Origin of the sequence: Amycolatopsis sp. lyj-108 (assembly GCF_046549005.1) — a bacterium.
Lineage (GTDB): Bacteria > Actinomycetota > Actinomycetes > Mycobacteriales > Pseudonocardiaceae > Amycolatopsis.
In genome coordinates, this window is record NZ_JAJPWQ010000006.1 from 440367 (window position 1) to 462610 (window position 22244).

Genomic DNA, 22244 nt, shown 5'->3' on the forward strand with positions numbered 1-22244 from the left:
TGTCCGTGAAGGCCTCCTTGAGGGACCCAGAGTCCCTCAAGGAGGCCTTCACGGACTTGCTAGCGGTATTTGTCACCGCAGGTGTTTTGGCTTCCGGAGGAAAAGCCGTCGCGGAAGGCGGCAACCCTGGCGAAGCCCGCCGGGAGCGTCCGGCCCCGGACGTCCGCCGCGATCAGGCTGTTCCGGGTCAGCATCTCGGCGATCGCCTCGTCGAGGTCGCCCGGTGACAACGTGAGCGCCCCACCGTCCACGATGGTCGACGCCCAGAAGCCGGTGAGACAGGCCGTCCGCTGCGCGGCCACCGGACCGTCGAGCCGGAAGCCGCCCTCCTGCTGGACCGCGAGCGTGTAGCGCGACGCGACCTCCGCGAACGCGGCGAAGTCACCGATGCCGCCCTGCCGTCCCCTGCGCGGCGGGGTGCCGATGCGGACGAGGCCGTCGAGGTCGAGGTTGATCTGATTGGACTCCGAGCAGTACGACGCGAGCGCGTCCTCCGCCGTCACGCCGCAGGCCGCTCCGGTGGTGAGCGTCGGCGGGGCGGCCGCGAGGCGGAAAGCCTGCCGCAAACTGGTGGTGAGGTCGGCCAAGGCCTGACGGTCGTCGAGGCGGACGTTCTCCGCCGCCGCCCGCTCGTCGGCCGCGCCTTGGGTACTACGGCCTTCGACTTCCCGCTCGTCGATCTCGGCGCATCGGGCGGGCCCGTCGGTGAAGCCGAACTGGAACGCGGACACCCGATCGAACGCGTTGCCGTGCGCGCTGTCGTCGTCGAAAGCCACGCCGGCGGAGTCGCGGATCTGGAACAGCGCCGTGAGCACCTCGTTGAGCCCACGTCCGGTGGACACCTGGAACATCGGCGATTTTCCTTCGGCGACCCAGCGGAGATATGAACCGGTGTAACAATCGGCCTGCTGCTCCTTGACGATCGACGGCGTCGCGGCAGGCAACCCCAGCCGGAACTGGACGGCGTGGCCGATCTCGTGGGCGAGCACGGCCATGACCGCCGCCTGCCCGATGGAGTCGTTGAGCATCGGCAGCAGTTCGCCGCGATCCCAGGCGACGACGTCCTGCCCGGCACAGTAGAAGGCGTTCACCAACCCGGCCGTCGAGGTGCCGCAGATCTTCCGGCCGCGACCGGCCGAATCGTAGGAGACGAGGGTGGCCAGCGGCCGGAAGTCGCGCTTGAACACCGCGGGCAGATGCTCCCGCCAATACCGCTGGACGTCGGCGACCGCGTTGGCCGCGAGCCTGTCGATCTCCCCGCCGTCACCACCGTCGACAGGGAGACCGGCGTCGAGTACGCCGGGCTTGAGACCACTGGGGCCGTCGGTGATCTCGAGGCCGGCGACCAGGGTGGGATCCACCGGTTGCGCCACTCCGCCCACGGTCGCGGTGCAAGCGGTGAGGCAGAGGCACAGCAGAATCATCCAGGCAGGCCGGCACTTCATCGCACGATCCCCCGTCTCCCGTGGTTTCCGACGTCCTCTACACGGAGCAGAGCGCGGCGCGGTTCAAAAGAATCTTGGGCGGGTTCGGGGTGGCGTTCGCAAGTAGGTGACTAATTGCTTCTTCGGATCTCCGGAATCTGGTGCTGCTGTGCGGTTTCCACCACCGGCTGATCCACCACGGTGATTGGCAAGTCCGAATGGCCGCCGATGGGTTACCGGAGTTCATCCCGCCCCAATATCGAGATCCGCTCCGAAAACCCCGGCGCAACACCCTCCACCACATGTGATCCGAGGAGCCCGCCAGCCACACCGGCGACGGGCCCCTCGCCATGCCCAGCTCGAAGTACATGAAGGACCCCTTCCTTGCGCCTAGGTACAGGAAGGGGTCCTTCATGTACCCAGGACCGCGTGAAGGGCCCCTTCACGCGCTCAAGTTGCGACCGCCGGTGCCACCGAGATTTCCCGTTCCAGCAGAAAGCCCGACCGAAGCAACCCGCGTGACCGGACCGATCACGCACGACCGTGTGGATTTCTGGTCATCCAACGCACCAAAATCCACACAGTCCCCCCACCGCAAGAGAACATGAAGACCTCCTGCTGCTCTGCGGTTTCCACCACCGGCTGATCCACCACGGCGACTGGGAAGTACGGATGGCCGCCGATGGGTTACCGGAGTTCATTCCCACCCCAACACCGAGACCCGCTCCGAAAACCCCGACGCAACACCCTCCACCACATGTGACCCGGGGAGCCCGCCAGCCACACCGGCGACGGGCCCCTCGCCATGCCCGCAGCTCCGTCTGACCGCTCAGTTCACGCAGCCGGCCATCTCGGGCGGCGCGGAAGACTTCGACGAAGGCGGAGCGGCGACCGAAGACGTGGCCGCCACCGGCTTGATCCCGATCCCACCGGTCGGCTCCCCCACCGCGGCGGCACTCGTCGACGTCAGCGCGGACTTCACGAACGCCTTCACCTCGGCCGGGTCGACCTTGACCGCGTCGCCGTCGGACGGCGTCGGCAGGGAAAGGCTCTGGACGGGGATGGTCTGGAACTTCAGCGCCCCCGAGCTCATCCCCCGCAGCTGTTGCGCGAAGCCGATCACATCCCAGCCGCGGTCGAGCACGACCGAACCCTGGATCGCGCCGACCAGTGCGCTCAGCCTGGAGGGATCGGTGAACGTCCCGGCGTCGAGGACGGTCTTGGCCATACTCGAAAGAAACGCCTGTTGCCGCGCGATGCGGTCCAGGTCGCTGGGCAGCCCGTGCCGTTGCCGGACGAAAGCGAGCGCCTGCGGCCCGGAAAGCAACTGTTTGCCCGCCGGGAACGAAGCCCCGGAGAACTTGTCCTGCACCGGTGCGTTGAGACAGACCTCGACACCGCCGACGGCTTCGCTCAACGCGGAGAAACCGGCCAGGTTCACCGCCGCGTAGTGGTTGATCGAAAGCCCGGTGAACTGCTCGATCGTCTGGATCGTGAGTTTGGCGCCCGCTTCGTTGGCCTTGACCTCGAGCTGCGGACCGCTCAAGCCTTGAGCGCGCAGCGTGTTCATCGCGGCGTTCTTGCCGCGGCTGTACGCCGAGTTGATCTTGTGCTTGCCGAATCCGCCCGCGATGTCCACATAGGAATCGCGCGGGATGGAGATGGCTGTCGCGCCCGCTCCGCCTGCCGGGATGTGGACCACGATCATCGTGTCGGTGGTGTCGCCGCCGTCGTCGTCGCTGCCGGCGTGCAACGCGTCGAGGACGTTCTGCGGCAACGGATTCCCGTTGGAGTCGGTCCGCGAGTCGATTCCGACGAGCAGGATGTTCTGCGCCACCTTCAGCGGCTCGCCCGCCGGGCCGTCGGGCACCTGCGCGGAGGGCGCGATCACGTCGGCCGTGACGATCGCGTCGTCCAAACGGCTCAACTGCGTCCACGCGAAACCCGTGACCCCCAGAACGGCCGTCGACACCAGGCCCAGTGCGACGCGGCCGCCGATCCGCCGTCCTCGCGACGTGAGCAGCACGACCTTCTCCCCGCTTCCGTGAATGATCCCCCGCGATCGAGGATCACCGCGTTAGCTGGGAATTACCTGAGAAACGTGTCATAAGCAGGTCTTAAAGCCCGTTCGGACCAGCCGAAGTGATCAAGCAGACAACGGGTCGCGACACCGAGTGCCGGACCGACCGCGCAGCGCTTTCTCAGCGGGGCATCCGGCGCCAGATCGCGCGCGGCACCATGCGCATCACCGCGAACACCAGCCTCAGCAGTCCCGGGACCCACACCGTATCCCGGCGCTTCCGGAGCGCGGCGACCGTCGCGTCGGCGACCTGATCGGGGGTGCTCGAGAACGGCGCGGGCGCCATCCCCTCGGTCATCCGGCCGATGACAAACCCGGGCCGCACGAGGAGAAGGTGCACGCCGGTGCCGTGCAGGGCGTCGGCCAACCCGCTCGCGAAGCCGTCGAGGCCCGCTTTCGCCGATCCGTAGACGTAGTTCGCCCGCCGGACCCGCACCCCGGCGACCGACGAGAACACCACGAGGCTTCCGCTTCCTTGCTCACGAAGCACATTGGCCACATGCGTCAGCACACTCACGTGAGCCACATAGTCGGTGTGCACGATCGCGACGGCGTGGCCGGCGTCGGCCTCGGCGAGCGCCTGGTCGCCGAGGATCCCGAAGGCGGTGACGACGACATCGAGCGGTCCGTGCTCGGCGACGACCTTCTTGAGGAACGGACCGTGGCCCGCGAGGTCGTCGGCGTCGAACTCGGCGACGTCGACGGTCTCCGCTCCCGCGGCCAGCAGCCGCTCGGACTCCGTGCCGAGGTCCCCGCTCCGTCGCGCGGCCAGCACGATCCGGCGCGCCCCGCCCTTGGCGAGCCGCTCCGCGACCGCGAGGCCGATTTCGCTGCGCCCGCCCAGTACCAGCACCGTTCCGCTCACGAGAAGCAGTCTGCCAGGCGGCTCGTCGCCGCCCGGCAGTGGCACGGTTCACAAACTGCAATTTTGCAGTCTCTGCATCTTTGGGCGTATCGTGGTGCCCATGCCCGAACCCGTCAAAGGTCTCCGCGAGCGCAAGCGGCTGGAAACCCACCGCGCGCTGGCGACCACCGCCGTCCGGCTCGTCGCCGAACGCGGCCTGGACCAGGTGACGGTCGAGGACATCAGCGCGGCGGCGGGGGTCTCACCGCGTACGTTCTTCAACTACTTCGCGTCCAAAGAGGACGCTGTCGTCATCGCGCACGCCGACACCGCCGAGCGGTCACAGCGCACCATTGAACGATTCCTCGCCACACCGAAGGAAGTCAGCGCTCCACGCGCTTTCGTCGATGCGCTGAAGGAGGAATTCGCCCACATCGACGAGAACCGCGAAGAGTGGCTCGGCCGGATGAAGGCGATCCACGAGAACGCCACGCTGCATTCGCGAGCGGTGGCCATGAACCACGACACCGCCGAGCAGACGATCGAGGCGATCGCGCGCCGCGTCGACATGGACTCCAAGGCCGATCTCTACCCGACGTTGCTGCTGTCCGCGCTCGGCGGCGCGGTCAACGCCGCGCTCATCCTCTGGTACCAGCAGGACGGCCGGGTGTCCGCGCTCGATCTGCTGGACGAAGCCGTCGAAACACTTCTCGCCGGGCTCCCGGAGCCCGGCGGCCGCGCGCGCTGACCGCGCCCGGCACCACAGGAACACGAAGGGGGACCACCATGTCCGTATCCACGACCGAACCGCGAGAACCGGACGCACCGCCGGGCGCGATGGGCCGCAAACAGGTCCTCGAAGCCATGTCGGGGCTGATGATGGGCATGTTCGTCGCCATCCTCGCCTCGACGGTGGTCGCGAACGCGCTGCCGCGGATCGTTTCCGAACTCGGCGGCTCGCAGTCCTCCTACACCTGGGTGGTCACCACCGAGCTGCTCGCGATGACCGCGACGGTTCCGCTCTGGGGCAAACTTTCCGACCTGTACAACAAGAAACTGCTGATCCAGCTCTCACTCGGGCTGTTCGTGGTCGGTTCGCTGGTCGCCGGTTTCGCGGGCAACATCGAGCTACTGATCGGCAGCCGGGTCGCGCAGGGCATCGGCGCGGGCGGGCTCACCGCGCTCGCGCAGGTGATCATGGCGGCCATCGTTTCGCCGCGTGAACTCGGTAAGTACTCGGGGATCTTCGGTGCCGTGTTCGCCGTCGGTACCATCGCGGGCCCGCTGATCGGCGGCCTCATGGTGGACACGTCGTGGCTCGGCTGGCGCTGGTGCTTCTTCCTCGGGGTCCCGTTCGCGATCGCCGCGATCCTGCTCCTGCAGCGCACCTTGAACCTGCCGACGATCAAACGTGACGTGAAGGTCGACTACCTCGGCGCGTTCCTGATCATGGCCGGTGTCTCGACGCTGCTGGTGTGGTCCTCGCTGGCCGGGCACCAGTTCGCGTGGGGCTCGTGGTGGACGGCCGGCCTGGTGACCGCCGGTGTGGTCATCCTCGCCCTCGCCGTCTACGTCGAGTCGAAGGTGGCAGAGCCGATCTTGCCGCTGAGCCTGTTCCGCAACCACACGGTCACCCTGACCACCCTCGCGAGCTTCCTCGTCGGTGTCGCGATGTTCGGCGGGACGGTGTTCCTTTCGCAGTACTTCCAGCTGTCGCTCGGCAAGTCGCCGACGGTGGCCGGGCTGCTGAGCCTGCCGATGATCTTCGGCCTCCTCGTCTCCTCGACGGTCTCGGGCCAGCTGATCAGCCGGACGGGCAAGTGGAAGAGCCACCTGCTGCTCGGCTCGGTGCTGATGACCGCGGGCCTCGCCCTGCTGGGGACGCTCGACGCCCACACGAACCTCGTCGTGCTCAGCGCGTTCATGGTGGTGCTCGGGGTCGGCGTCGGCATGCTGATGCAGAACCTGGTCCTGGTGGCGCAGAACGACGTCGACGCGCACGACCTCGGCACGGCGACCTCCACGCTGTCGTTCTTCCGCAGCCTCGGCGGCTCCATCGGGGTGAGCGCGCTGGGCGCGGTGCTCGCGAACCGGGTCGTCGCGCTGATGAGCGAGAAGCTCGGGCCGCTGCCCGGTGGCGGCGAGGGTGGCGCGGTGCCGAACATCGCCACGCTGCCCGAGCCGGTCGCGAACGTCGTCCGCGAGGCCTACGGGGACGCGACCAGCGAGTTGTTCCTGATCAGCGCGCCGATCGCGCTGCTGGTCGTCGTCGCCGTCGCCTTCCTCAAGCACAAGCCGCTCAAGACCCAGTCGGGTAACGAGCGGCTGGCCGAGGAGACCGTCGCCTGACCACCACGACAGAGGGGCCCGGTTCGCCGAACCGGGCCCCTCTTTTTTCGCGCGCGAAGAACACGATGGAAATTCGGTAACGCGATCAAGTGGTTTCAGGCGGCACTGCCGACGCGAATCAGGCGGCGCCGTTCGCTGCCGGTCAGCCCACCGAAAACGCCATCGGTCAACCCGTTGTCGACGGCGTAGGCCAGACAGGCGGAAATGACCGGGCACCGTGCGCAAACGGCCCTCGCCCTCGCCGCCTGCCGTGCACCGGGACCGGTTTCGGTGACCGGGAAGAACAGTTCGGGATCCTCACCGCGGCAAGCGGCCTCACCGAGGTCGCTTGCCGCCATTCTCGTTTCCATTTTCCTATCACCTCCTCTTTTCCCGATTTTCCCTTCCTCGTCAAACGACTTCTCCCTCGATGCGGGGTATCCACCCGGGCGCTCCGCGCAAACATCACCTTGACCGAATCGTTACACTCAGCGGCCCGCTCACTGCACCTGTCCTGTGAGGGCATTCGCGTCAGGCGGCTGAGAGCGGTGAGTGCGGGTGATGGGCCACGACGGGTTCGACGAGTTCTTCCACGCCGAATTTCCGCTGCTCACCGGCTTTCTCTGCAAGGCGGGCCACGCTCTGGACCCGGCCCGGGACGCGGCGGCCGAAGCGATGCTCAACGCCTACGAGGACTGGCAGAGCATCACCCAGCCGGAATCGTGGGTCCGCCGCGTCGGGCAGCGGCGTGCGAAGGAGCAGACCGCGGTCCGGGGCGACTGGGCCTTCGCCGACGCCGGCCGGGAGGACAAGCTCACCGTTCTCGCCGATGAGGCGTCGTCCATCCTGACCATGCTGGGGCGGCTGCCGAAACGCCAGCAGCTCGGCATGGCCTGGTCACTGGACGGCTACACGTCGCGGGAGATCGCCGGGGTGCTCGGGATCGCGGAGGAGGCCGTCAGCGCGACACTGCGTCACGCGCGCGGCCGGCTGGCGGAGCACGACCCCGAGTTCGTCGACCATCTGGACAGCGCGAACGCCGCCTTCATCGACGCGCTGCGGATGGGGCTCGACGCCGACGACACCCTGTCCCGGATCAAGAACCGCGCGATGATCAGGGAACTCGCACTGGTGGAGCCGGGTAAGGCCGAGCCGGAACAGGTGACGGCGTCACGCTGGTACACCCTCGACGAGCCCGTCGCCGCCGCCGGACGAGGTGACCGGCGGGCGCTGGACCACTTGCTGGCCACCATCCGCCCGCTCGTGATCCGATATTGCCGGGCGCGGATCGGCAGACAGGAACGGACGTACGCCTCCGCGGACGACGTCGCGCAGGAGGTCTGCGTGGCGATCCTCCGCGCGCTGCCCACCTACCGCGAACGCGGACGGCCGTTCCTCGCCTTCGTCTACGGCATCGCCCAGCACAAGGTCGCCGACGCCCGCCGCGCCGCCGCCCGCAACCGCACCGAACCCGTCGCCGAAGTCCCCGACGGCGTCTCCGATTCCGCCGGCCCGGAACAACACGCGCTGCACAACGAATTGAGCGACCGGATGGGCGAACTGCTCCGGATCCTGCCGGACAAGCAGCGGGAGATCGTCGTATTGCGGATCGTCGTCGGCCTTTCCGCGGAGGAGACCGCCGGCGTGGTCGGCTCGACCGCCGGTGCCGTGCGAGTGGCGCAGCACCGGGCTTTGACGCGGCTGCGCAAGATTCTCACGGAAGACTGGTGAGATCCGCGGATGCCTGATCGTTACGCCGTTTTCGTAACGCTCGGCCGATCGATTCCCGCGTAACACGGGAATACGTCACGCCGATCTCCACGCGAAGACATGCGAAAGGATCATCGTGACAACTCCCTCGCCGTACCCCTACCAAGCGGCACCTGTCGCCGCGCCTCCACGCAACGGATTGGGCACCGCGGGGTTCGTTCTCGGCCTCGTCGGGCTGCTGTTCTCCCCGATTCCGTTCGTCGGCGTCATCGCCTGGCCACTCGTCATCGTCGGGCTCATCCTCGCCGGAATCGGTTTCTCGCGCGCCAAAAGCGGCGTCGCGACCAATAAAGGTCTCGCGCTGACCGGCATCATCCTGTCGGCTGTCGGCCTGGTCATCTGCATTCTCTGGACCGTCGTGTTCGGCAAGGCCGTGGTGGACGCGGCGAACTCGATCCCGACAACGCCGATCTCGGCACCTGGCGCACCGCTCGGCAACGACGCGGGAACGTCGGCGCCCGGGCAGCCCGCCAAAGAGCAGGCCGCGGAGCACACGGTGGTCTACCGGGTGACCGGTACCGGCGGCGCCAAGGCGGGCAACATCACCTACACGACCGACGGAATGACCACCTCCAACCAGGAAGCCGACGTCAAGCTCCCGTGGGAGAAGACGATCAAGTTGCCGGGCGGCGAGGCCCTGCAGATGGTGAGCATCCTGGCGCAGGGCAGCGGCAAGGGTGCGATCAAGGTGACCATCGAGGTCGACGGCAAGCTCGTGAAGGAAGCCAGTGCCGAGAAATACGGCGTCGCGCACGCGAACGAGAACATCGGCTCCCTCGGCAACTGAGCCGACGGCGCAAGCCCTTTCTCGGCACGTATGTCCCGATGCCAGGGTGCAGAAGCCCCGTCTCACCTGGTCGGAACACGTGGTCTGGACGTGTCGCGAAAGCCACTTTCGGGACGCCTGATGTCCCGAAAGTGGCTTTCGCGACGCTCAGGCTGCGCGCCCTGGTGAGCGAGGAACACCTCGCCTCGCACTAGTGTCCTGCAAGTCATGTTCGCGGTCCCCCGCTCCCTTTCCACAGGTCAGCAGGACACGGCCTAGTCACGGACGGCAGCGTTCCGCGGTCGCCGCGGCCGTCTTCAGTTCGGGTGCCCCGAGGATGGCCGCGACCGGATCGAGCGCGCTGTGCGTGTCCTTCTGGGCGGAGATGAGTCCTTCGACCGCACGGGCTTGCGCCGCGGTGTCGTTCTTCCCCGCCGCGTCCAGATCGGCCTTCGCTTTCACGGTCTTGTCGCGTGCCGAGGTGTACTTTCCCAGAAAGTCCTTCTTCGCCGTCTCTCCGGCCGGGACCGGCGCGGCGGGCAGTGAGTTGAGGCCGTCGACGGTCTTGCTCAGAATGGTCGCGTAGTGCCCGAGCTGGTCGCTCGTGCTCTTCTTGATGGCCTCGACGGTGTCGCCGGTCGCCGAGGTCATCTTGTTGTTGCCTTCGATGAAATCCTTGACCGCGCCGCAGAATCCGTTCATCCAGGCCACCGCCACGGCCGATTCCGCGAGGGACGGCGACGGCGACACCTGTGCCGCCGCCGGGCCCGGAGCGCAACCGGCCAGTACCGTCGCGGCCAGCGCGATCCCCGCCGCGCCCAGGATCCCGGTCGTCGTCTTGTGGGCTGCGCACATGTTCGTTTCCCCTCTCTTCCGGCAGGTTTTCCGGCCGGCGCGAGGACTTTGACATGGCCGAACACGCGGAGTCTGCGTCATCTGACTCAGAACGGAAGCTCCGCGCTCGAACTCGTAACGTTCGAGGCACGGCGGCCGGATGGCGTAACGAGGCGCGGACAGGAGGCGAGTACCGCATTACCCCTGTTCGCTTCGAGGACGACCAGCCGAAGAGGAAGCACCATGGCCATCAAGATCATCGCAGCCCGGCTCGAAGGTGGGAAGTTCCACGAAAGCATCACGAAACTGCGTTGGATCAATCCCGGCAGCGGCGAAACCGGCGAGAGTTTCGTTTCGGCGATCGTGGCGTGGATCGAGGACGACGACGGCAAGGCCTACGTGGACGAGGGAATCCACCGGGTCGCCGTGGAGATCCTCAAGCTGACCTTCGGCCCGAAATTCCTGCGCACGCGGGCGGACGGGATCTGGAAGAACAACCTGCTGGAGCTGCCCCGTTTCTGAAGCGGGAGCGTCCACAAAGGATAGATGAGCCACTTTTCCGGCGGCATCATCTCGAAGTCCTCACGCCCGCGCTGGACCTGCCTATCGATCACGGAGCCGACCTCAGTGGCCGACTCCACGAGCCGCTACAGGTGGCTTCGTCAACGGCTGGCAGCGCACCGGCGCGTTACCCCACTGCCGGACCGGGCACCGCGGCCCAAGATCGCACCAGGATGATCGAGGTCAGATCGACAGGAGTAATACGTGATTGTGACCAGTTCCCCGGATGGCTTCATGCTCGGCATGATCGCGATCGTCGCGCTACTCGCCATTGCAGTGATCCTGCTGGCGTACATCGCGTTCAAGCTCAGCGGTCGAAGCTGAACTCAACAGCACCGTGCGGTAATGCTCGCCGAAACCGGTGTGGATGAAGACGAGCCGCGATCAGCCTCGCGGCATGACCAGCACGGCCGCGGAGGCCGGCGAACCTGCCGCCGATCACTGACCGTGCAACTGGCCGCCAGCGGGGATCGAACTGCCGTACGCAAGTGGCCGTCCACGGGGAAGTCCGGCTGGCCACTGAAAACCGACCGCAGAATTGCTCGCGATGGCGATCCTCGAACGTTCCTTGCGGTTCCGTGAGCACCGCGCTGTCCCGCACCGCCGTTGATGATCAGCCCAGCCCGGCCGTTCTCCACCGCCGAGCCCGCGATCAGATCGCCGGTCAGCGCGGTGTGCGGTGAACCGCCACCGTGCGCACCGGACCGGAAACCCGCCAGTGCCCGCCAAATTCGCGGAACTGCGTGTCACACACGAGGAACCGCTCGCCGTGTTCGTCGGCGGTGAAGCCGTCCTCACTGGTGGTGCGCCCCTTCTTCACGAAGTCTGGGAGAACACGCCCAGTTTGCGCTACGGTACTCGCTGCTGACATCGCGCCAGGCGCGATGTGACGTCCGTCCCCGCCGTTGTGGAGCTGCGCACATGCCGTCCTGTCCCGGGCCCGCCCGAATGCTCATCGCCCGGCAGCGCGGCCGCGGCCCCGGCGCGGACCTGGTGCGGCTCCCTGCGATCGCCTAGCCGGCTGGTCGGTCCCCGCTCAGCTGACCGTGAGGATTTCATGGAATACACCCTGCTGCTGGCAGGCTTGATCTGTCTGTTGTTGCTCGCCATCGCGCTCGCCGTGCTGCTGCTCCGGCAGCGCAACGTCACCACCACCGTCGGCCGGTACCGAGATGCCGCCGTCGCCGAGTTGAACGCGCGCGAAGCCGAGGAGCGCCACCTGCGCGAGGTGCGGCTCCCGGCGATCGTGGAGTCGCTGGCGAATCCGTCGGTGACCGTGCCGGGCCCGCTGCGCGGCAACGGCGACGGCGATCCGCACCGCGCGGTGCTCGAAACGATCACCGAACTGCTCGCCAAGACCCGCCGCGATTCCGCCGATTCCGCCGCCGCGACCCTGCGCGCGATGATGCGCACGGTGCAGAACCTCGCCGGTGAGCAGCAGGTGCTGATCTCGGCGATGGAGGACCGGCACGACGATCCGTCCGTGCTCCAGGGGCTGCTCGGCCTCGACCACGCGAACTCGCAGCTGGGCCGCCGCGCGCAGGCGACCGCGGTGCTCTGCGGTTCGTGGCCCGGTCTGCAGCGCTCGGCCGCCACGCTGACCGACGTGGCCCGTGGCGCCACCGGCCGCATCCGCGACTACGCGCGCGTCCAGATCCCCGCGCCGTCGGACACCGCCGTGGTCAGCCAGGCGGTGGAGCCGGTGGTGCTTGCGGTGGCCGAACTGCTGGACAACGGCGCCCGCCACTCCCAGCCCGGCTCCCCGGTGCAGGTCACCTTCCAGCAGGCGCACAACGGCCTCGCCATCATCATCGACGACGCCGGTGTCGGCATGACGGTGGAAGCGGTGCAGCGTGCGTCCTGGCTGCTCGGCGGCCACGGCGGCCAGGACATCGCCGCGCTCGGGGTGCCGCCGCGCATCGGGTTCGCGGTGATCGGCGCGCTCGCCAACCGGTACGGGTTCCGTGTCTCGGTGGACACCCGGTCGCCCTATGGCGGGGTGCGCGCGGTGCTGTTCCTGCCGACGGAACTGCTCACCAGGATCACCACGCCGAGCCCGTCCCCGGCCGTGCTCACCCCGGCCCCACGAACCGAAACCCCCGAAATGGCCGCTACGCCCGAACCAGCGCGGCCTGCCGAGCCTGAGGCCGCTTCCCCGGTGAAGACCACGGATCTGGGCACCACCGCCCACGGCCTGCCCCGGCGCCGCCGCCGCACGGTGGCCGCCACCCAGGCGCCGGAGCCTGCCGCTCCGGCGCCCGGCTCGAACCCGGTCGCCACCGCCGCGGCCTGGCAACGCGGAACGCGTCGCGGCCGCGCCACTTCCACCGACCTCGAAAGGGATGCCCAGTGAGCACGAACACCGACGCGACCACCAACCGGCTCGGCTGGATGCTCGACCAGGCCCTGCAGATGCCGGAGACGCTCTACGCCGTGCTGCTCTCCGCCGACGGCCTGCTGATGGCCCATTCCGAGGGCATCAGCCGTGACGACGCCGAGCGCACCGCCGCCGCGGTGTCCGGGCTGCAGTCGCTCGCCCGCGCCACCGGCGAGTTCTGCCGCCGGCCCGCCGAGCAGTGGCGGCAGACGCTGATCGAGTTCGACGACGGATTCGTCTTCCTCACCGCCGCCGGCCAGGGCGCCTACGTGGCGGTGTCCACCACCGGCAAGGTCGACGTCGAAGGCGTCTCCTCCCGCATGCAGGAGCTGGTGCAGAGGCTCGGCCAGGAACTGACCGCGCCGCCGCGCTTCCCGGCCGCCGGAGGCTCCCGGGCATGACCCCGAACCGGCGCGAGCAGGCTTTGGTGCGGCCGCACGTGGTCACCGAGGGCCGCGCCCACCCGACCCGCAACACGCTTGACGTGGCCACCGTCGTTTCCGCCACTTGGGCGCCGATGGCCGGGCTGAGCCCGGAGAAGCGGCGGGTGATGGAGCTCTGCCGGGGCGGCGCGCTGGCTGTGGCCGAGGTGGCCGCACACCTGAACCTGCCGACCAGCGTGACCAAAGTGCTGTTGTCCGACCTGCTCGATTCCGGTCACATCGAAGCCCGCGCCGCCGTGCGCCAGGCCGATGTCCCCGACCACCTACTCCTGCAGAAGGTACTCGATGGCCTCCGTGCTCTCACCTGACGGCTACGTCCCTGCCACCGTCCGGACCTCGGTGAAGATTCTGGTGGTAGGGCCGTTCGCGGTCGGCAAGACCACCTACGTCGGCACGCTGTCCGAAATCCGCCCGCTGCGCACCGAGGAAACGATGACGCAGGCCGGTGCGCTGGTGGACGACCTGTCCGGGGTGCGCGGCAAGAACACCACCACGGTCGCGATGGACTTCGGCAGGCTGACCATCGGCGACGACGTGGTGCTCTACCTGTTCGGCGCGCCTGGCCAGCAGCGGTTCACGCAGATGTGGAAGGACCTCGCCTACGGGGCACTGGGCGCGCTGGTGCTGGTGGACCCCACCCGGCTCGAAGAGTCCTTCGACGTGATGGGTCTGCTGGAGGAACTGGGCCTGCCGTACGCGGTGGCCGTCAACCAGTTCGACGGCGCCCCGAGATTTCCCGAAGCCGAGCTTCGCGAAGCACTGGACCTGCTTCCCGAAACCCGCCTGGTCAGCTGCGACGCCCGCGATCGCGGGTCGTCCGCGCAGGCGCTGATCAGCCTTGTCGACTATCTCTTCGACCCCATCCGCCAGGAGCATTCGTGAGCACTCCCGCCGCCGGACCACCACCCGGCTGCCCCGCGCACGCCGAGCGCGCCCGCCTCTACGACGAAGAATTCGCCCGCGATCCCGCCGGTGTCTACGCGAAGATGCGGGCCGCGCACGGACCCGTCGCGCCCGTCGAACTCGCGCCTGGCGTGAACGCCACCCTGGTCCTCGGTTACGAAGCCGCACTGGAAGTGCTGCGCGCGCCGTCGACCTTTCCCCGCGACCCCCGGCGCTGGCAGCAGAACCAGCCCGAGGACAACCCGGTCATGCCGATGATGGGCTACCGCCCCAACTGCCTGTTCACCGACGGCGCGGTGCACGCGCGCCTGCGCAGCGCGGTCACCGGCAGCCTGGCGCGGCTCAACCCGCACGCGCTGCGCGATTACGTCGAGCAGACCGCGCGCGAGCTGATCGCCCGATTTTCCGCCGAGGGCAAGGGAGATCTGCTCACCGACTACGCGACCACGTTGTCGCTGCAGGTGTTCAACCACCTCTTCGGCTGCCCGCCTGCGCTCGGAGACCGGCTGGTGGCCGGGATGCGCGGCATCTTCGACATGGTCGATCCCGAGCGTGCCAACGCCGAGCTGACCTCGAGCATGCTCGAACTGCTCGCGCTCAAGCGGGCGCAGCCGGGCCAGGACGTGCCGTCGTGGATGATGGCGCACCCGGCGCGGCTGACCGACGAGGAGATGCTGCACCAGCTGGTGCTGCTGATGGGCGCGGGCACCGAGCCGCAGCAGAACCTGATCGCCAACGGGGTGCGGCTGCTGCTGGTCGACGACCGCTTCGCCGGTGACCTGGCCGGCGGCAGCCTGCACGTGGAGGACGCGCTCGAGGAGATCCTCTGGGGCGACCCGCCGATGGCCAACTATTCCGCCGCTTACCCGTGGCCAGGGGTCGACTTCATGGGCACCCACCTGCCCGCCGCCGAACCGGTGGTCATCAGCTTCGCCGCCGCCAACACCGATCCCGCGCTGCGTGCCGAGCAGCGGGTGGGCAACCGGGCGCACATCGCCTGGGGCGCCGGTGTGCATTCCTGCCCCGCGCAGGGCCCGGCCAGGCTGATCGCCACCACCGCCATCGAAACCCTGCTCGACGCGCTGCCCGATCTGCGCCTCGCCGTGCCGGAGGACCAGCTGCAGTGGCGGCCAGGCCCGTTCCACCGCGCGCTCGCCGCGCTGCCCGTGCTGTTCACCCCCGTCGTTCCCACCCCAGTTCCGTCCACCGAACCGACTGGAGAGCACCGTTGGAATCCGCCGCACCCCGCCCCCTCGTCCTCGACCCCACCGGCGCCGACATCCACGCCGAGAACGCCGAACTCCGCGCCCGCGGCACCACGACGCTGGTGGAGCTCCCTGGCCAGGTGGTGGCGTGGTCAGTAACCGATCCGGAACTGCTCAAGCGCCTGCTCGGTGACCAGCGGGTGTCGAAGGACCCGCGGCAGCACTGGACCGCGTGGCGGGAGGGCACGGTACCCGCGGACTGGCCGCTGATGATCTGGGTGGCCGTGCAGAACATGTTCACCGCCTACGGTGGCGAGCACCGGCGGCTGCGGTCCTTGGTGTCCAAGGCGTTCACCTTCCGTCGCACCGAGGCACTGCGGCCGTGGGTCGAGGAGATCACCGGCGGCCTGCTCGACCGGATCGAGGGCGCCGACGGGGTCGTGGATCTGCGCGAGCACTTCGCCTACCCGCTGCCGATCGAGGTGATCTGCCAGCTGTTCGGCGTGCCCGACGAGCACCGCGCCGATCTGCGCAAGGCGGTCGACGGGGTGTTCAACACCACCGCCACCCCGGAAGAGGCGGCGGCCAACGGCGAGCAGATGTACCGGATCCTCGGCGAACTGGTGGCGCTGCGGCGCGCCGTGCCGGGCGACGACCTGACCAGCGGCCTGATCGCGGCACGCGACGAGGACGGTTCCTCGTTGCAGGAAGCCGAACTCGTCGACACGCTGATCCTGATGATCTCGGCAGGGCACGAGACCACGGTCAACCTGCTCGACCACGCGATCACCGCGTTGCTGACCCATCCGGAGCAGCTGCGCCAGGTACTCGACGGCGAGTACGGATGGGGCGACGTCATCGACGAAACGCTGCGCTGGCAGGCACCCGTCGCGCACCTCCCGCTCCGGTACGCGGTCGAAGACATCGTTGTCAACGACGAGGTGACGATCAAGCGGGGCGAGGCGATCCTGGCTTCGTACGCGGCCGCGGGCCGCGCGCCGGAGTTCGGCGACAACCCGGAGGAGTTCGACCTTTCGCGGACGAACAAGAGCCACCTCTCGTTCGGGCACGGGGTGCACTTCTGCCTCGGCGCCCCGCTGGCCAGGGTGGAGGCGGAGATCGCGCTGCCGGCGTTGTTCGCGCGCTTCCCGAAGCTGGCACTGGCGGTCGAACCGGCGGAGCTGGAGCCGACGGCGTCCTTCATCTCCAACGGGCACCGCGTCCTTCCGGTCACCCTGGGCTGAATTCGGGTAGCTCGCGGTCTGGACCCGGTGAAACGCTGCCGGCCGGGAGCATTCCGGCCGGCAGCGTCCTGATGGTGGCGGTAGGGGTGGTCGAACTCGTGCGCGCCAAACGGCGCAAACGGGCGGGCACCCCGCTCACCGCGAGGTTCTACGGCACCGAACGCCGTGAACTCGAGCACCGGGCCGCCGTCGAAATGTCCTCACCGGACCGTTCGGCGAAACCCAGTGGCCCGGCTGATCGGTCCCGGCGAGCGCTCCCGTCCGGTCGCCGGCCCCGGTTCGGGCATGACTTTCACAGTCAAAGCGGGCCTGCTGGACGTGGGTGTGCAGCGGCCACACCGGCGTTTCCCAGCCGAATCCGCAGTGGGGATTCCGCCCGGTCAAACGGTTTCCGCTCATCGGCGAGCACACCGTCGCCGCGCTGGTGGAACTCGTGCCCGACACGGTGAACGCGGCGGAAGTACTGGTGGCGGCCGAACTCGAGCACCGCAGCTGGGAGGCCAGGGCCGCGCCAGAGCCTGGCCGCGGACCATCTCGTTGCATTCCACACCGCCCGAGGTGAGATCGTGTGCGCTGACGCGGCTGCTTCCGGATTGCCTGCCTGGTGAAAGGGTGTAGTCGACGGCCATGCTCAAGGGGCCGCACCGGCACAGATGGCGTCAGCGCGAGACCACCTCTACGCCTTGTGACCTGGTTGCAGGCACACGTGTCGCCGACCAGGACCGAACGAGTGAACAGGAGCGGGGATGACCGACGATGTGGCCGGCCAAGTGATCAAGGCCGAGCAGGATCGGATCCGATGTCTCCTCGACGTGGATCGCGGCACCTACGACCGCTTGCACGCCGCGGAGTACCGGTTGTGCAACCCGACCGGCACCGTGTGGACGAAGGCCGAATACCTGGATCTCCTCACCACCGGGCGGGTCGCCTACCGGGAACTGGGGCTGACCGGCGACGTGGACGCCATCGTCGGCACCGACGTCGTCGTCCTCCGCTACCGGTGCGTCATCGAACTCACCGTCGACGGCGCGGACATCCCGCGGCACGAGGCCTGGCACACCGACGTCTACACCCATGCCGGCGGCACGTGGCGTTGTGTCTGGTCACAAGCCACCGGCATCATGGACCTTCCGTCGGCCGCACCCTGATCCAGCACGAGGAAGGCGCGGAGCGAACGAAAGCACCATAGGTTCTCGCCGCTCGTGACATGTCGATCTTGTGCGACCTGGGAGACGGCTTCGCGACGTGGCCGAGTACAAAACCTGGTCCGGCAACGCTTCCACGACAGCGAGGTCGCGGGAAGCTGCAGTGGCTTCACCATGGCAGGAGCAAGCTGTGGTTTCGATGCGGCTTCGACTGTTCCTGCCACCGAGCCGGAGCGTGAAGACGATCAGCGGTTGGACCGTTCACTTTGAAGAGAGTTGAGCGATGGGGTCCGGGACGCGTTGGGCTGGCCGCCGATCTGGCGGTTGGAGGACACGATCACGGCCTGCGCGGATTTGCTGGCGGCTGCCCGAACCCAGGAGCCGCAGGTCATCTACTTGATCCGCTGCTTCACAACCTCGGCGTCCAGCGACTCGTTGTTGCCGGCTTGCAGACGAACGTGTGCGTCGAAGCCACTGCCCGAGCCGCGCTGGCCCGCGACTTCGAGGCGCCGTGCCCAGTGACGCGGTATCAACCGACGGCCCCGTGTTCGGGGTCTTCGCGGCTTTCGCGGCTTCTGCTCGGTCGGGCAGGGACGGCACCGCCCGCCTGTCAGAGTCGCTCACTCGCGCTACCACGAACGATGCGGTGGTGGAGTCGCGAGAGCGGTTCGATGCGCTTCACGCGAAGCTGCGTAGTGATTTTGAGCAGGTCGCCCTGATTGGTACACCGAATGTGATCCAAGCGGGCCGTGACATGGTCCGTGGCGCGGGCCGTGACCCGGGCGATGGAGTTGACCCGAAGCCTTAGTCCTTTGTGGTCTCCCCCAACGCACTCACATGCCGATGAGCGTGTGACTGTGCTATCGAAAGAATGGGGTGTCGGGGAAGCCCATGTCACGCATCTTCTCGGCCGAGAAGACGACCATGATCTCGTCGCCCCCAACGAATACACGCTGCCACTCCGGCGGCTCCGGCATGGCAGCGACAAACCACACCGCTCCCGCGGCGAAGTCGAGACGCACAGCCATCGGCACGTCCACAGCGCGCGCGGGCTCGACGACACTGCCATCGGCTCGCCTGCCCGGTCCCAGTTCCAGTCGCTCCCAATGAACGGCGGTCTCGCGGATCGGCGTCCGCAGGTATCGGTCCCACGGGCTCCCGGAACCGGCATCGGGCCCGATGCGCTCCGGGCCCTCTTCATCCAAGATGAGATGGTCTTCGATCCGGCCGTCGAGGACTTCGACCCCGTAGCTGTAGAAGGTGTCGGTCCAGGTGATGGTCACCGGCCCCGTGTCGGTGCCGAGTCCGACGCCCATGACAGCGTGATGCCAGTTGCCGTAGTCCCATCGCGCGGGTTCGGAGGCGAAGTTGTGGACATCCCAGTAGTCCACCGCCAAGAGCCGGCGGCCCCGAAGTGCGCACAGCCTTGCCTCGAAACGCGCACGCAGATCGTCAACCTCGTCCGTCGGTTTCACGGCGATGATCCTTCCCGGTTATCCGGTGAGACGCAGCAGTCACCGAGCGTCCGGTCATGCCGCTATGAGGACCTCCGGGCATGCGGCTGGACCAGCCCGCACCTAAACCGTGGACGTCACTGACCTTCTGCTCGAGATCACGCCCAGCCGACCTGCGACCGCACCCAGCTTGTCGAACTGTGGAAGCAAAGAACTCCGGAACTGCTGGAGTTCCCCCACTGCAGCGGTTGGGACGAGAAAGCAGAAAGGCTGCTACGCCACCAACCGGCTCCGCTGAGCAATTCTTCCTACTATCGGCACACCGGAGCAAACGGAGCCCAACCGCGTTTAACGCCAAGGCGAAATTGCCGCCGAAGGACCGACATCCCTGCAGGTGGCAACGAGATCGACGTGGTGGGCCGGGTCGGGCTCGAACCGACGGCCAAGGGATTATGAGTCCCCTGCTCTAACCAACTGAGCTACCGGCCCCAAGAGTGACCTGACACCTCCGCGGGAGCCGCCCCAGCCCGAACAGCGGGTTTGCGAACGCACAGAAGTCCCAGTTCGCTCCAAGTTATCACAGCGCTCACCTGCCACGATCGCCTAGGCCGAACAGCTGGTTTCCGGCACACGACGGGGTCCGCTCGTCTAGGTTGCAGGGACCAACGCCGTGCGGCTCACCGCCCGGGACACGCTGACCATCGGGATGGGCCTGGGGTATCAAGCCCATCGGACAGGGAGGCGCTCGTGGCGAACCCTGTCGCCATCGGGCTCGGTGTCGTGGTCGTCATCGGCGTCGTGTTGTCACTGAGGGCGAGCATCCGGGCACTGCGGCGAGCCGGTCTCCGTATCGACGCGATCTTCTCCGACGAATTGGACGACCGGCCGCCGCGGTAGCCGATTTACGGTCCTGTTTGGACGGTCAGTTGCCCAGTCCCGATCCGCCGCCCGGTGGCGAACCGCCCGTCGTGGTCGGATCAACCGGCGTGGGCGTCGCTGTCGTTGTCGGATACGTCGGCGTAGTCGGTTGCACCGTCGTGCGCGGGGTGCTCTTCGTCGACGTGGGCGTCACCGGCGCCCCGCCATAGGCCGCGAAGCTGAACCAGATCGCCCCACCGGCCTTCGGCGTGGTCTGGTTGAACATCGCCCGCACCTGGAAGGTCGTCGCCGTGTACGAACCCTGCACCGTGTTCAGCATGTACGCGTTGAACTGTCCCGGCGTGTTCGCCGAGACGACCACCGCCGCCGGGACGGTCCCCAACGCGTGCTGCACGGTGCACATCCCGGCGCCATCGGTCACGCACGACGCCTCCGCGGCCTGCACGCTCGGTGCCGGCGACGGGCCGACGGCGCCGGACGTCCCGGCGAGCACCGTGCCCCCGGCGGCGGCGACGGCCAGCCCGGCGACGGCGAGCGCGGCCTTCTCCCTGGTCCTCATGTTCGTCCTCCCTCTGTTCCCCCCAACAGCAGGGGTCGGACGCCGCGTCGCGATCGTTACGCCACGCCGAGCCGCCGCAGCGCCGGCCGCCACCGGTTCCCGCCGGTGGCCAGCCCCAGCGCCACCAGGCCCGCGCAGTACTTGCTCACCGACTGCTCGCGGATACGCAGTTTCGCCAACGCTTCGGTGACGCTGTTGCGTTCGGAGGCCGACTTCACCTCCAGCAGCACCAGGTCGCCCCCGGCGGCCAGGCTCCGCGGCCCGGACCGCCAGACGAGTGACGTGTCGCAGGTGATGCGCGCGTCGGCGGTGACGAGGGTGGTTCGCCGGTAGTCGGTGATCAGCGCTGGGGTCAGCGGCCGGGGCGCGGGGCGGCCGTAGGCGGCGGTGAGGGCGTCGTCGAGGAACGTCAGCGCGGGCACGGTCAGGCCGTGCGCCGCCTCGGCCGGATGCGGGCGGCGGACCTTGACCGTTTCGTCGCGCCGTCCGCTGACCTTGAGCTCGCAGTAGGTGTCGGCCGAGTCGGTGTAGGTGCGTGTGCGGATCTTGAACCGGCGCCGCCGGTCCTGCCGGTGCGCCCGGAAGATCGCCAGATCCGGGGTGTCGAAATAGGTCGACGAGTAGCCGAACACGCGTTGCCCGTCGATCTCCAGACAGCGCGGTGACGCCCCCAGCGCCTCGGTGACGGCCAGGAAGTCGTTGAGCTTCAGGACGTATTTGCGGTCCGTCCGGCTCATCAGCCCGCTCGTGGCGACGACTTCCGCGAGCGACAGCGAAGGGAGTCCCTTGGCCACCGCGGCGACGGTGGCCGTTCCGCGCCCGCTCACCGGTGCCCCGCCGGGGCGCCGTGGACGACCGCGGCGGCGTCCGGCCGGAAGCGGACGTCGACGACGGTGACCTCGCGGACATAGTCCACTTCGGACACACTGTGCCGTACGACCGTTCCGCCGAGGCGCGCCCGCAGTTCCATCAGCATCGTCTGTTCGTCGGGGTACACGGTGTCGAGTACGACCGTCCGCCGCTGCGGACCGCGGGTGCGCGCCGGGTGGTCGGCGACGTACATGACGGCGAGCAGCAGGACGTTGAAGACGGCGACGATCCGCCAGTCCGCGGACGGCAGCCCGTTCACCAGACCCAGTACCAGCGCGACGAAGTAGTACGCGACCTCCTGCTGGCTGATCGAATCGGACCGCAGCCGGATGATCGACAGTACCCCGAACAGGCCGAGCCCGAGCGCGCTCGCGGTCGACACGGAAAGCAGCACGGCGACCGAAACGCAGACGCCGACGTTCAACGCGAGGTACGCGCAGGCGAGGTCACCGCGGTGATGACGACGAGCGTAGATGCCGTAGGCGAGGATCACGGCGGCGACGAGGTCGACGGCGAGATGAAGCAGTGTCGTGGTCATGGAAACCACTGTGCCGCCGG

General features: G+C 68.1%; 24 protein-coding genes, 1 tRNA gene and 3 pseudogenes. 17 read left to right on the forward strand and 11 right to left on the reverse strand.

The window, feature by feature from the left end; genetic code table 11:
* Window positions 1-59: 59 nt before the first annotated feature.
* Window positions 60-1373 (reverse strand): neutral zinc metallopeptidase, encoded by a 1314-nt coding sequence (locus ACLJO0_RS24150; RefSeq protein ID WP_410580635.1) that lies wholly within the window; start codon window positions 1371-1373, stop codon window positions 60-62.
* Window positions 1374-1567: 194 nt separating this feature from the next.
* Here ACLJO0_RS24150 and ACLJO0_RS24155 point away from each other — a divergent pair.
* Window positions 1568-1732 (forward strand): annotated as a pseudogene (locus tag ACLJO0_RS24155) (HNH endonuclease); the annotation flags it as partial.
* A 238-nt stretch (window positions 1733-1970) separates the two neighbouring features.
* A pseudogene (locus ACLJO0_RS24160) lies at window positions 1971-2187 on the forward strand (HNH endonuclease); the annotation flags it as partial.
* A gap of 66 nt (window positions 2188-2253) precedes the next feature.
* Here the strand turns inward: ACLJO0_RS24160 and ACLJO0_RS24165 are convergent.
* Both ACLJO0_RS24165 and ACLJO0_RS24170 read right to left on the reverse strand, forming a co-directional pair.
* Window positions 2254-3450 carry an LCP family protein gene (locus ACLJO0_RS24165; RefSeq protein WP_410580636.1) on the reverse strand — a complete coding sequence of 399 codons (1197 nt, stop codon included), beginning with the start codon at window positions 3448-3450 and terminating at the stop codon, window positions 2254-2256.
* 175 nt (window positions 3451-3625) lie between these two features.
* Complete coding sequence (locus tag ACLJO0_RS24170) at window positions 3626-4369, reverse strand: SDR family NAD(P)-dependent oxidoreductase (RefSeq protein ID WP_410580637.1); 744 nt, start codon at window positions 4367-4369, stop codon at window positions 3626-3628.
* Between the two features lie 100 nt (window positions 4370-4469).
* Here ACLJO0_RS24170 and ACLJO0_RS24175 point away from each other — a divergent pair, with 100 nt between their 5' ends.
* Entirely contained in the window at window positions 4470-5096 is a 627-nt protein-coding gene (locus ACLJO0_RS24175) for a TetR/AcrR family transcriptional regulator (protein WP_410580638.1), read from the forward strand.
* Window positions 5097-5134: 38 nt separating this feature from the next.
* A complete protein-coding gene (locus tag ACLJO0_RS24180) occupies window positions 5135-6697 on the forward strand; it encodes an MDR family MFS transporter (protein ID WP_233611555.1) in 1563 nt (520 codons plus the stop codon).
* Window positions 6698-6792: 95 nt separating this feature from the next.
* Here ACLJO0_RS24180 and ACLJO0_RS24185 read toward each other — a convergent pair whose 3' ends face one another.
* Window positions 6793-7047 (reverse strand): WhiB family transcriptional regulator, encoded by a 255-nt coding sequence (locus ACLJO0_RS24185; RefSeq protein ID WP_410580639.1) that lies wholly within the window; start codon window positions 7045-7047, stop codon window positions 6793-6795.
* Window positions 7048-7237: 190 nt separating this feature from the next.
* Here ACLJO0_RS24185 and shbA point away from each other — a divergent pair, with 190 nt between their 5' ends.
* Entirely contained in the window at window positions 7238-8407 is a 1170-nt protein-coding gene (shbA, locus tag ACLJO0_RS24190) for an RNA polymerase sigma factor ShbA (RefSeq protein ID WP_410580723.1), read from the forward strand.
* 115 nt (window positions 8408-8522) lie between these two features.
* Window positions 8523-9233, forward strand: coding sequence for a DUF4190 domain-containing protein (locus tag ACLJO0_RS24195; RefSeq protein ID WP_410580640.1), 711 nt, complete (start codon window positions 8523-8525; stop codon window positions 9231-9233).
* Window positions 9234-9491: 258 nt separating this feature from the next.
* Here ACLJO0_RS24195 and ACLJO0_RS24200 read toward each other — a convergent pair whose 3' ends face one another.
* Window positions 9492-10067: a hypothetical protein gene (locus tag ACLJO0_RS24200; RefSeq protein ID WP_410580641.1), complete on the reverse strand. Its 576-nt coding sequence runs from the start codon at window positions 10065-10067 to the stop codon at window positions 9492-9494.
* Between the two features lie 222 nt (window positions 10068-10289).
* On the opposite strand from ACLJO0_RS24200, the gene ACLJO0_RS24205 reads away from it, so the two are divergent.
* Entirely contained in the window at window positions 10290-10568 is a 279-nt protein-coding gene (locus tag ACLJO0_RS24205) for a DUF3892 domain-containing protein (protein WP_125793322.1), read from the forward strand.
* Between the two features lie 619 nt (window positions 10569-11187).
* On the opposite strand, the pseudogene ACLJO0_RS24210 reads toward ACLJO0_RS24205, so the two are convergent.
* A pseudogene (locus ACLJO0_RS24210) lies at window positions 11188-11478 on the reverse strand (hypothetical protein); the annotation flags it as partial.
* Between the two features lie 186 nt (window positions 11479-11664).
* Between ACLJO0_RS24210 and ACLJO0_RS24215 the strand changes: the two are divergent.
* From ACLJO0_RS24215 to ACLJO0_RS24255, 9 genes are all read left to right on the forward strand, one after another.
* Window positions 11665-12960, forward strand: a complete 1296-nt coding sequence (locus ACLJO0_RS24215) for an ATP-binding protein (RefSeq protein ID WP_410580642.1) — start codon at window positions 11665-11667, stop codon at window positions 12958-12960.
* On the forward strand, window positions 12957-13385 hold the full coding sequence (locus ACLJO0_RS24220; protein ID WP_410580643.1) for a roadblock/LC7 domain-containing protein: 429 nt from the start codon (window positions 12957-12959) through the stop codon (window positions 13383-13385). The genes ACLJO0_RS24215 and ACLJO0_RS24220 overlap by 4 nt, the downstream gene beginning before the upstream one ends.
* A complete protein-coding gene (locus ACLJO0_RS24225; protein ID WP_410580644.1) occupies window positions 13382-13735 on the forward strand; it encodes a DUF742 domain-containing protein in 354 nt (117 codons plus the stop codon). Before ACLJO0_RS24220 ends, ACLJO0_RS24225 begins: the two co-directional genes overlap by 4 nt.
* The gene (locus ACLJO0_RS24230) at window positions 13713-14309 is read left to right on the forward strand and encodes a GTP-binding protein (RefSeq protein ID WP_410580645.1); all 597 of its coding nucleotides are present in this window, start codon (window positions 13713-13715) and stop codon (window positions 14307-14309) included. Before ACLJO0_RS24225 ends, ACLJO0_RS24230 begins: the two co-directional genes overlap by 23 nt.
* On the forward strand, window positions 14306-15694 hold the full coding sequence (locus tag ACLJO0_RS24235) for a cytochrome P450 (RefSeq protein ID WP_410580646.1): 1389 nt from the start codon (window positions 14306-14308) through the stop codon (window positions 15692-15694). The genes ACLJO0_RS24230 and ACLJO0_RS24235 overlap by 4 nt, the downstream gene beginning before the upstream one ends.
* On the forward strand, window positions 15676-16779 hold the full coding sequence (locus ACLJO0_RS24240) for a cytochrome P450 family protein (RefSeq protein WP_410580724.1): 1104 nt from the start codon (window positions 15676-15678) through the stop codon (window positions 16777-16779). The genes ACLJO0_RS24235 and ACLJO0_RS24240 overlap by 19 nt, the downstream gene beginning before the upstream one ends.
* A gap of 322 nt (window positions 16780-17101) precedes the next feature.
* Complete coding sequence (locus ACLJO0_RS24245; RefSeq protein WP_410580647.1) at window positions 17102-17341, forward strand: hypothetical protein; 240 nt, start codon at window positions 17102-17104, stop codon at window positions 17339-17341.
* 184 nt (window positions 17342-17525) lie between these two features.
* Window positions 17526-17927 carry a nuclear transport factor 2 family protein gene (locus ACLJO0_RS24250; protein ID WP_410580648.1) on the forward strand — a complete coding sequence of 134 codons (402 nt, stop codon included), beginning with the start codon at window positions 17526-17528 and terminating at the stop codon, window positions 17925-17927.
* A 263-nt stretch (window positions 17928-18190) separates the two neighbouring features.
* Complete coding sequence (locus tag ACLJO0_RS24255; RefSeq protein WP_410580649.1) at window positions 18191-18643, forward strand: cysteine hydrolase family protein; 453 nt, start codon at window positions 18191-18193, stop codon at window positions 18641-18643.
* A gap of 141 nt (window positions 18644-18784) precedes the next feature.
* Here ACLJO0_RS24255 and ACLJO0_RS24260 read toward each other — a convergent pair whose 3' ends face one another.
* Window positions 18785-19399, reverse strand: coding sequence for a hypothetical protein (locus ACLJO0_RS24260; protein ID WP_410580650.1), 615 nt, complete (start codon window positions 19397-19399; stop codon window positions 18785-18787).
* A 391-nt stretch (window positions 19400-19790) separates the two neighbouring features.
* Window positions 19791-19867: transfer RNA gene (locus tag ACLJO0_RS24265), tRNA-Ile, on the reverse strand.
* A gap of 258 nt (window positions 19868-20125) precedes the next feature.
* On the opposite strand from ACLJO0_RS24265, the gene ACLJO0_RS24270 reads away from it, so the two are divergent.
* Entirely contained in the window at window positions 20126-20275 is a 150-nt protein-coding gene (locus tag ACLJO0_RS24270) for a hypothetical protein (RefSeq protein WP_410580651.1), read from the forward strand.
* A 25-nt stretch (window positions 20276-20300) separates the two neighbouring features.
* Here ACLJO0_RS24270 and ACLJO0_RS24275 read toward each other — a convergent pair whose 3' ends face one another.
* Genes ACLJO0_RS24275 through ACLJO0_RS24285 form a run of 3 tightly spaced genes read right to left on the reverse strand, consistent with a single transcriptional unit; the run spans window position 20301 to window position 22224 of the window.
* On the reverse strand, window positions 20301-20816 hold the full coding sequence (locus tag ACLJO0_RS24275) for a hypothetical protein (protein WP_410580652.1): 516 nt from the start codon (window positions 20814-20816) through the stop codon (window positions 20301-20303).
* 56 nt (window positions 20817-20872) lie between these two features.
* Window positions 20873-21643 (reverse strand): polyphosphate polymerase domain-containing protein, encoded by a 771-nt coding sequence (locus tag ACLJO0_RS24280; RefSeq protein WP_410580653.1) that lies wholly within the window; start codon window positions 21641-21643, stop codon window positions 20873-20875.
* On the reverse strand, window positions 21640-22224 hold the full coding sequence (locus tag ACLJO0_RS24285) for a DUF4956 domain-containing protein (protein WP_410580654.1): 585 nt from the start codon (window positions 22222-22224) through the stop codon (window positions 21640-21642). The genes ACLJO0_RS24280 and ACLJO0_RS24285 overlap by 4 nt, the downstream gene beginning before the upstream one ends.
* Between the last annotated feature and the right edge of the window lie 20 nt (window positions 22225-22244).

Bases quoted from the DNA above. Each gene is read 5' to 3' on its own strand.
- ACLJO0_RS24185 (WP_410580639.1), bottom strand. From the start codon at position 7,047: ATGGAAACGAGAATGGCGGCAAGCGACCTCGGTGAGGCCGCTTGCCGC.
- ACLJO0_RS24285 (WP_410580654.1), bottom strand. From the start codon at position 22,224: ATGACCACGACACTGCTTCATCTCGCCGTCGACCTCGTCGCCGCCGTG.
- ACLJO0_RS24215 (WP_410580642.1), top strand. From the start codon at position 11,665: ATGGAATACACCCTGCTGCTGGCAGGCTTGATCTGTCTGTTGTTGCTC.
- ACLJO0_RS24225 (WP_410580644.1), top strand. From the start codon at position 13,382: ATGACCCCGAACCGGCGCGAGCAGGCTTTGGTGCGGCCGCACGTGGTC.
- ACLJO0_RS24205 (WP_125793322.1), top strand. From the start codon at position 10,290: ATGGCCATCAAGATCATCGCAGCCCGGCTCGAAGGTGGGAAGTTCCAC.
- ACLJO0_RS24230 (WP_410580645.1), top strand. From the start codon at position 13,713: ATGGCCTCCGTGCTCTCACCTGACGGCTACGTCCCTGCCACCGTCCGG.
- ACLJO0_RS24250 (WP_410580648.1), top strand. From the start codon at position 17,526: ATGACCGACGATGTGGCCGGCCAAGTGATCAAGGCCGAGCAGGATCGG.
- ACLJO0_RS24275 (WP_410580652.1), bottom strand. From the start codon at position 20,816: ATGAGGACCAGGGAGAAGGCCGCGCTCGCCGTCGCCGGGCTGGCCGTC.
- ACLJO0_RS24200 (WP_410580641.1), bottom strand. From the start codon at position 10,067: ATGTGCGCAGCCCACAAGACGACGACCGGGATCCTGGGCGCGGCGGGG.
- shbA (WP_410580723.1), top strand. From the start codon at position 7,238: ATGGGCCACGACGGGTTCGACGAGTTCTTCCACGCCGAATTTCCGCTG.
- ACLJO0_RS24180 (WP_233611555.1), top strand. From the start codon at position 5,135: ATGTCCGTATCCACGACCGAACCGCGAGAACCGGACGCACCGCCGGGC.
- ACLJO0_RS24175 (WP_410580638.1), top strand. From the start codon at position 4,470: ATGCCCGAACCCGTCAAAGGTCTCCGCGAGCGCAAGCGGCTGGAAACC.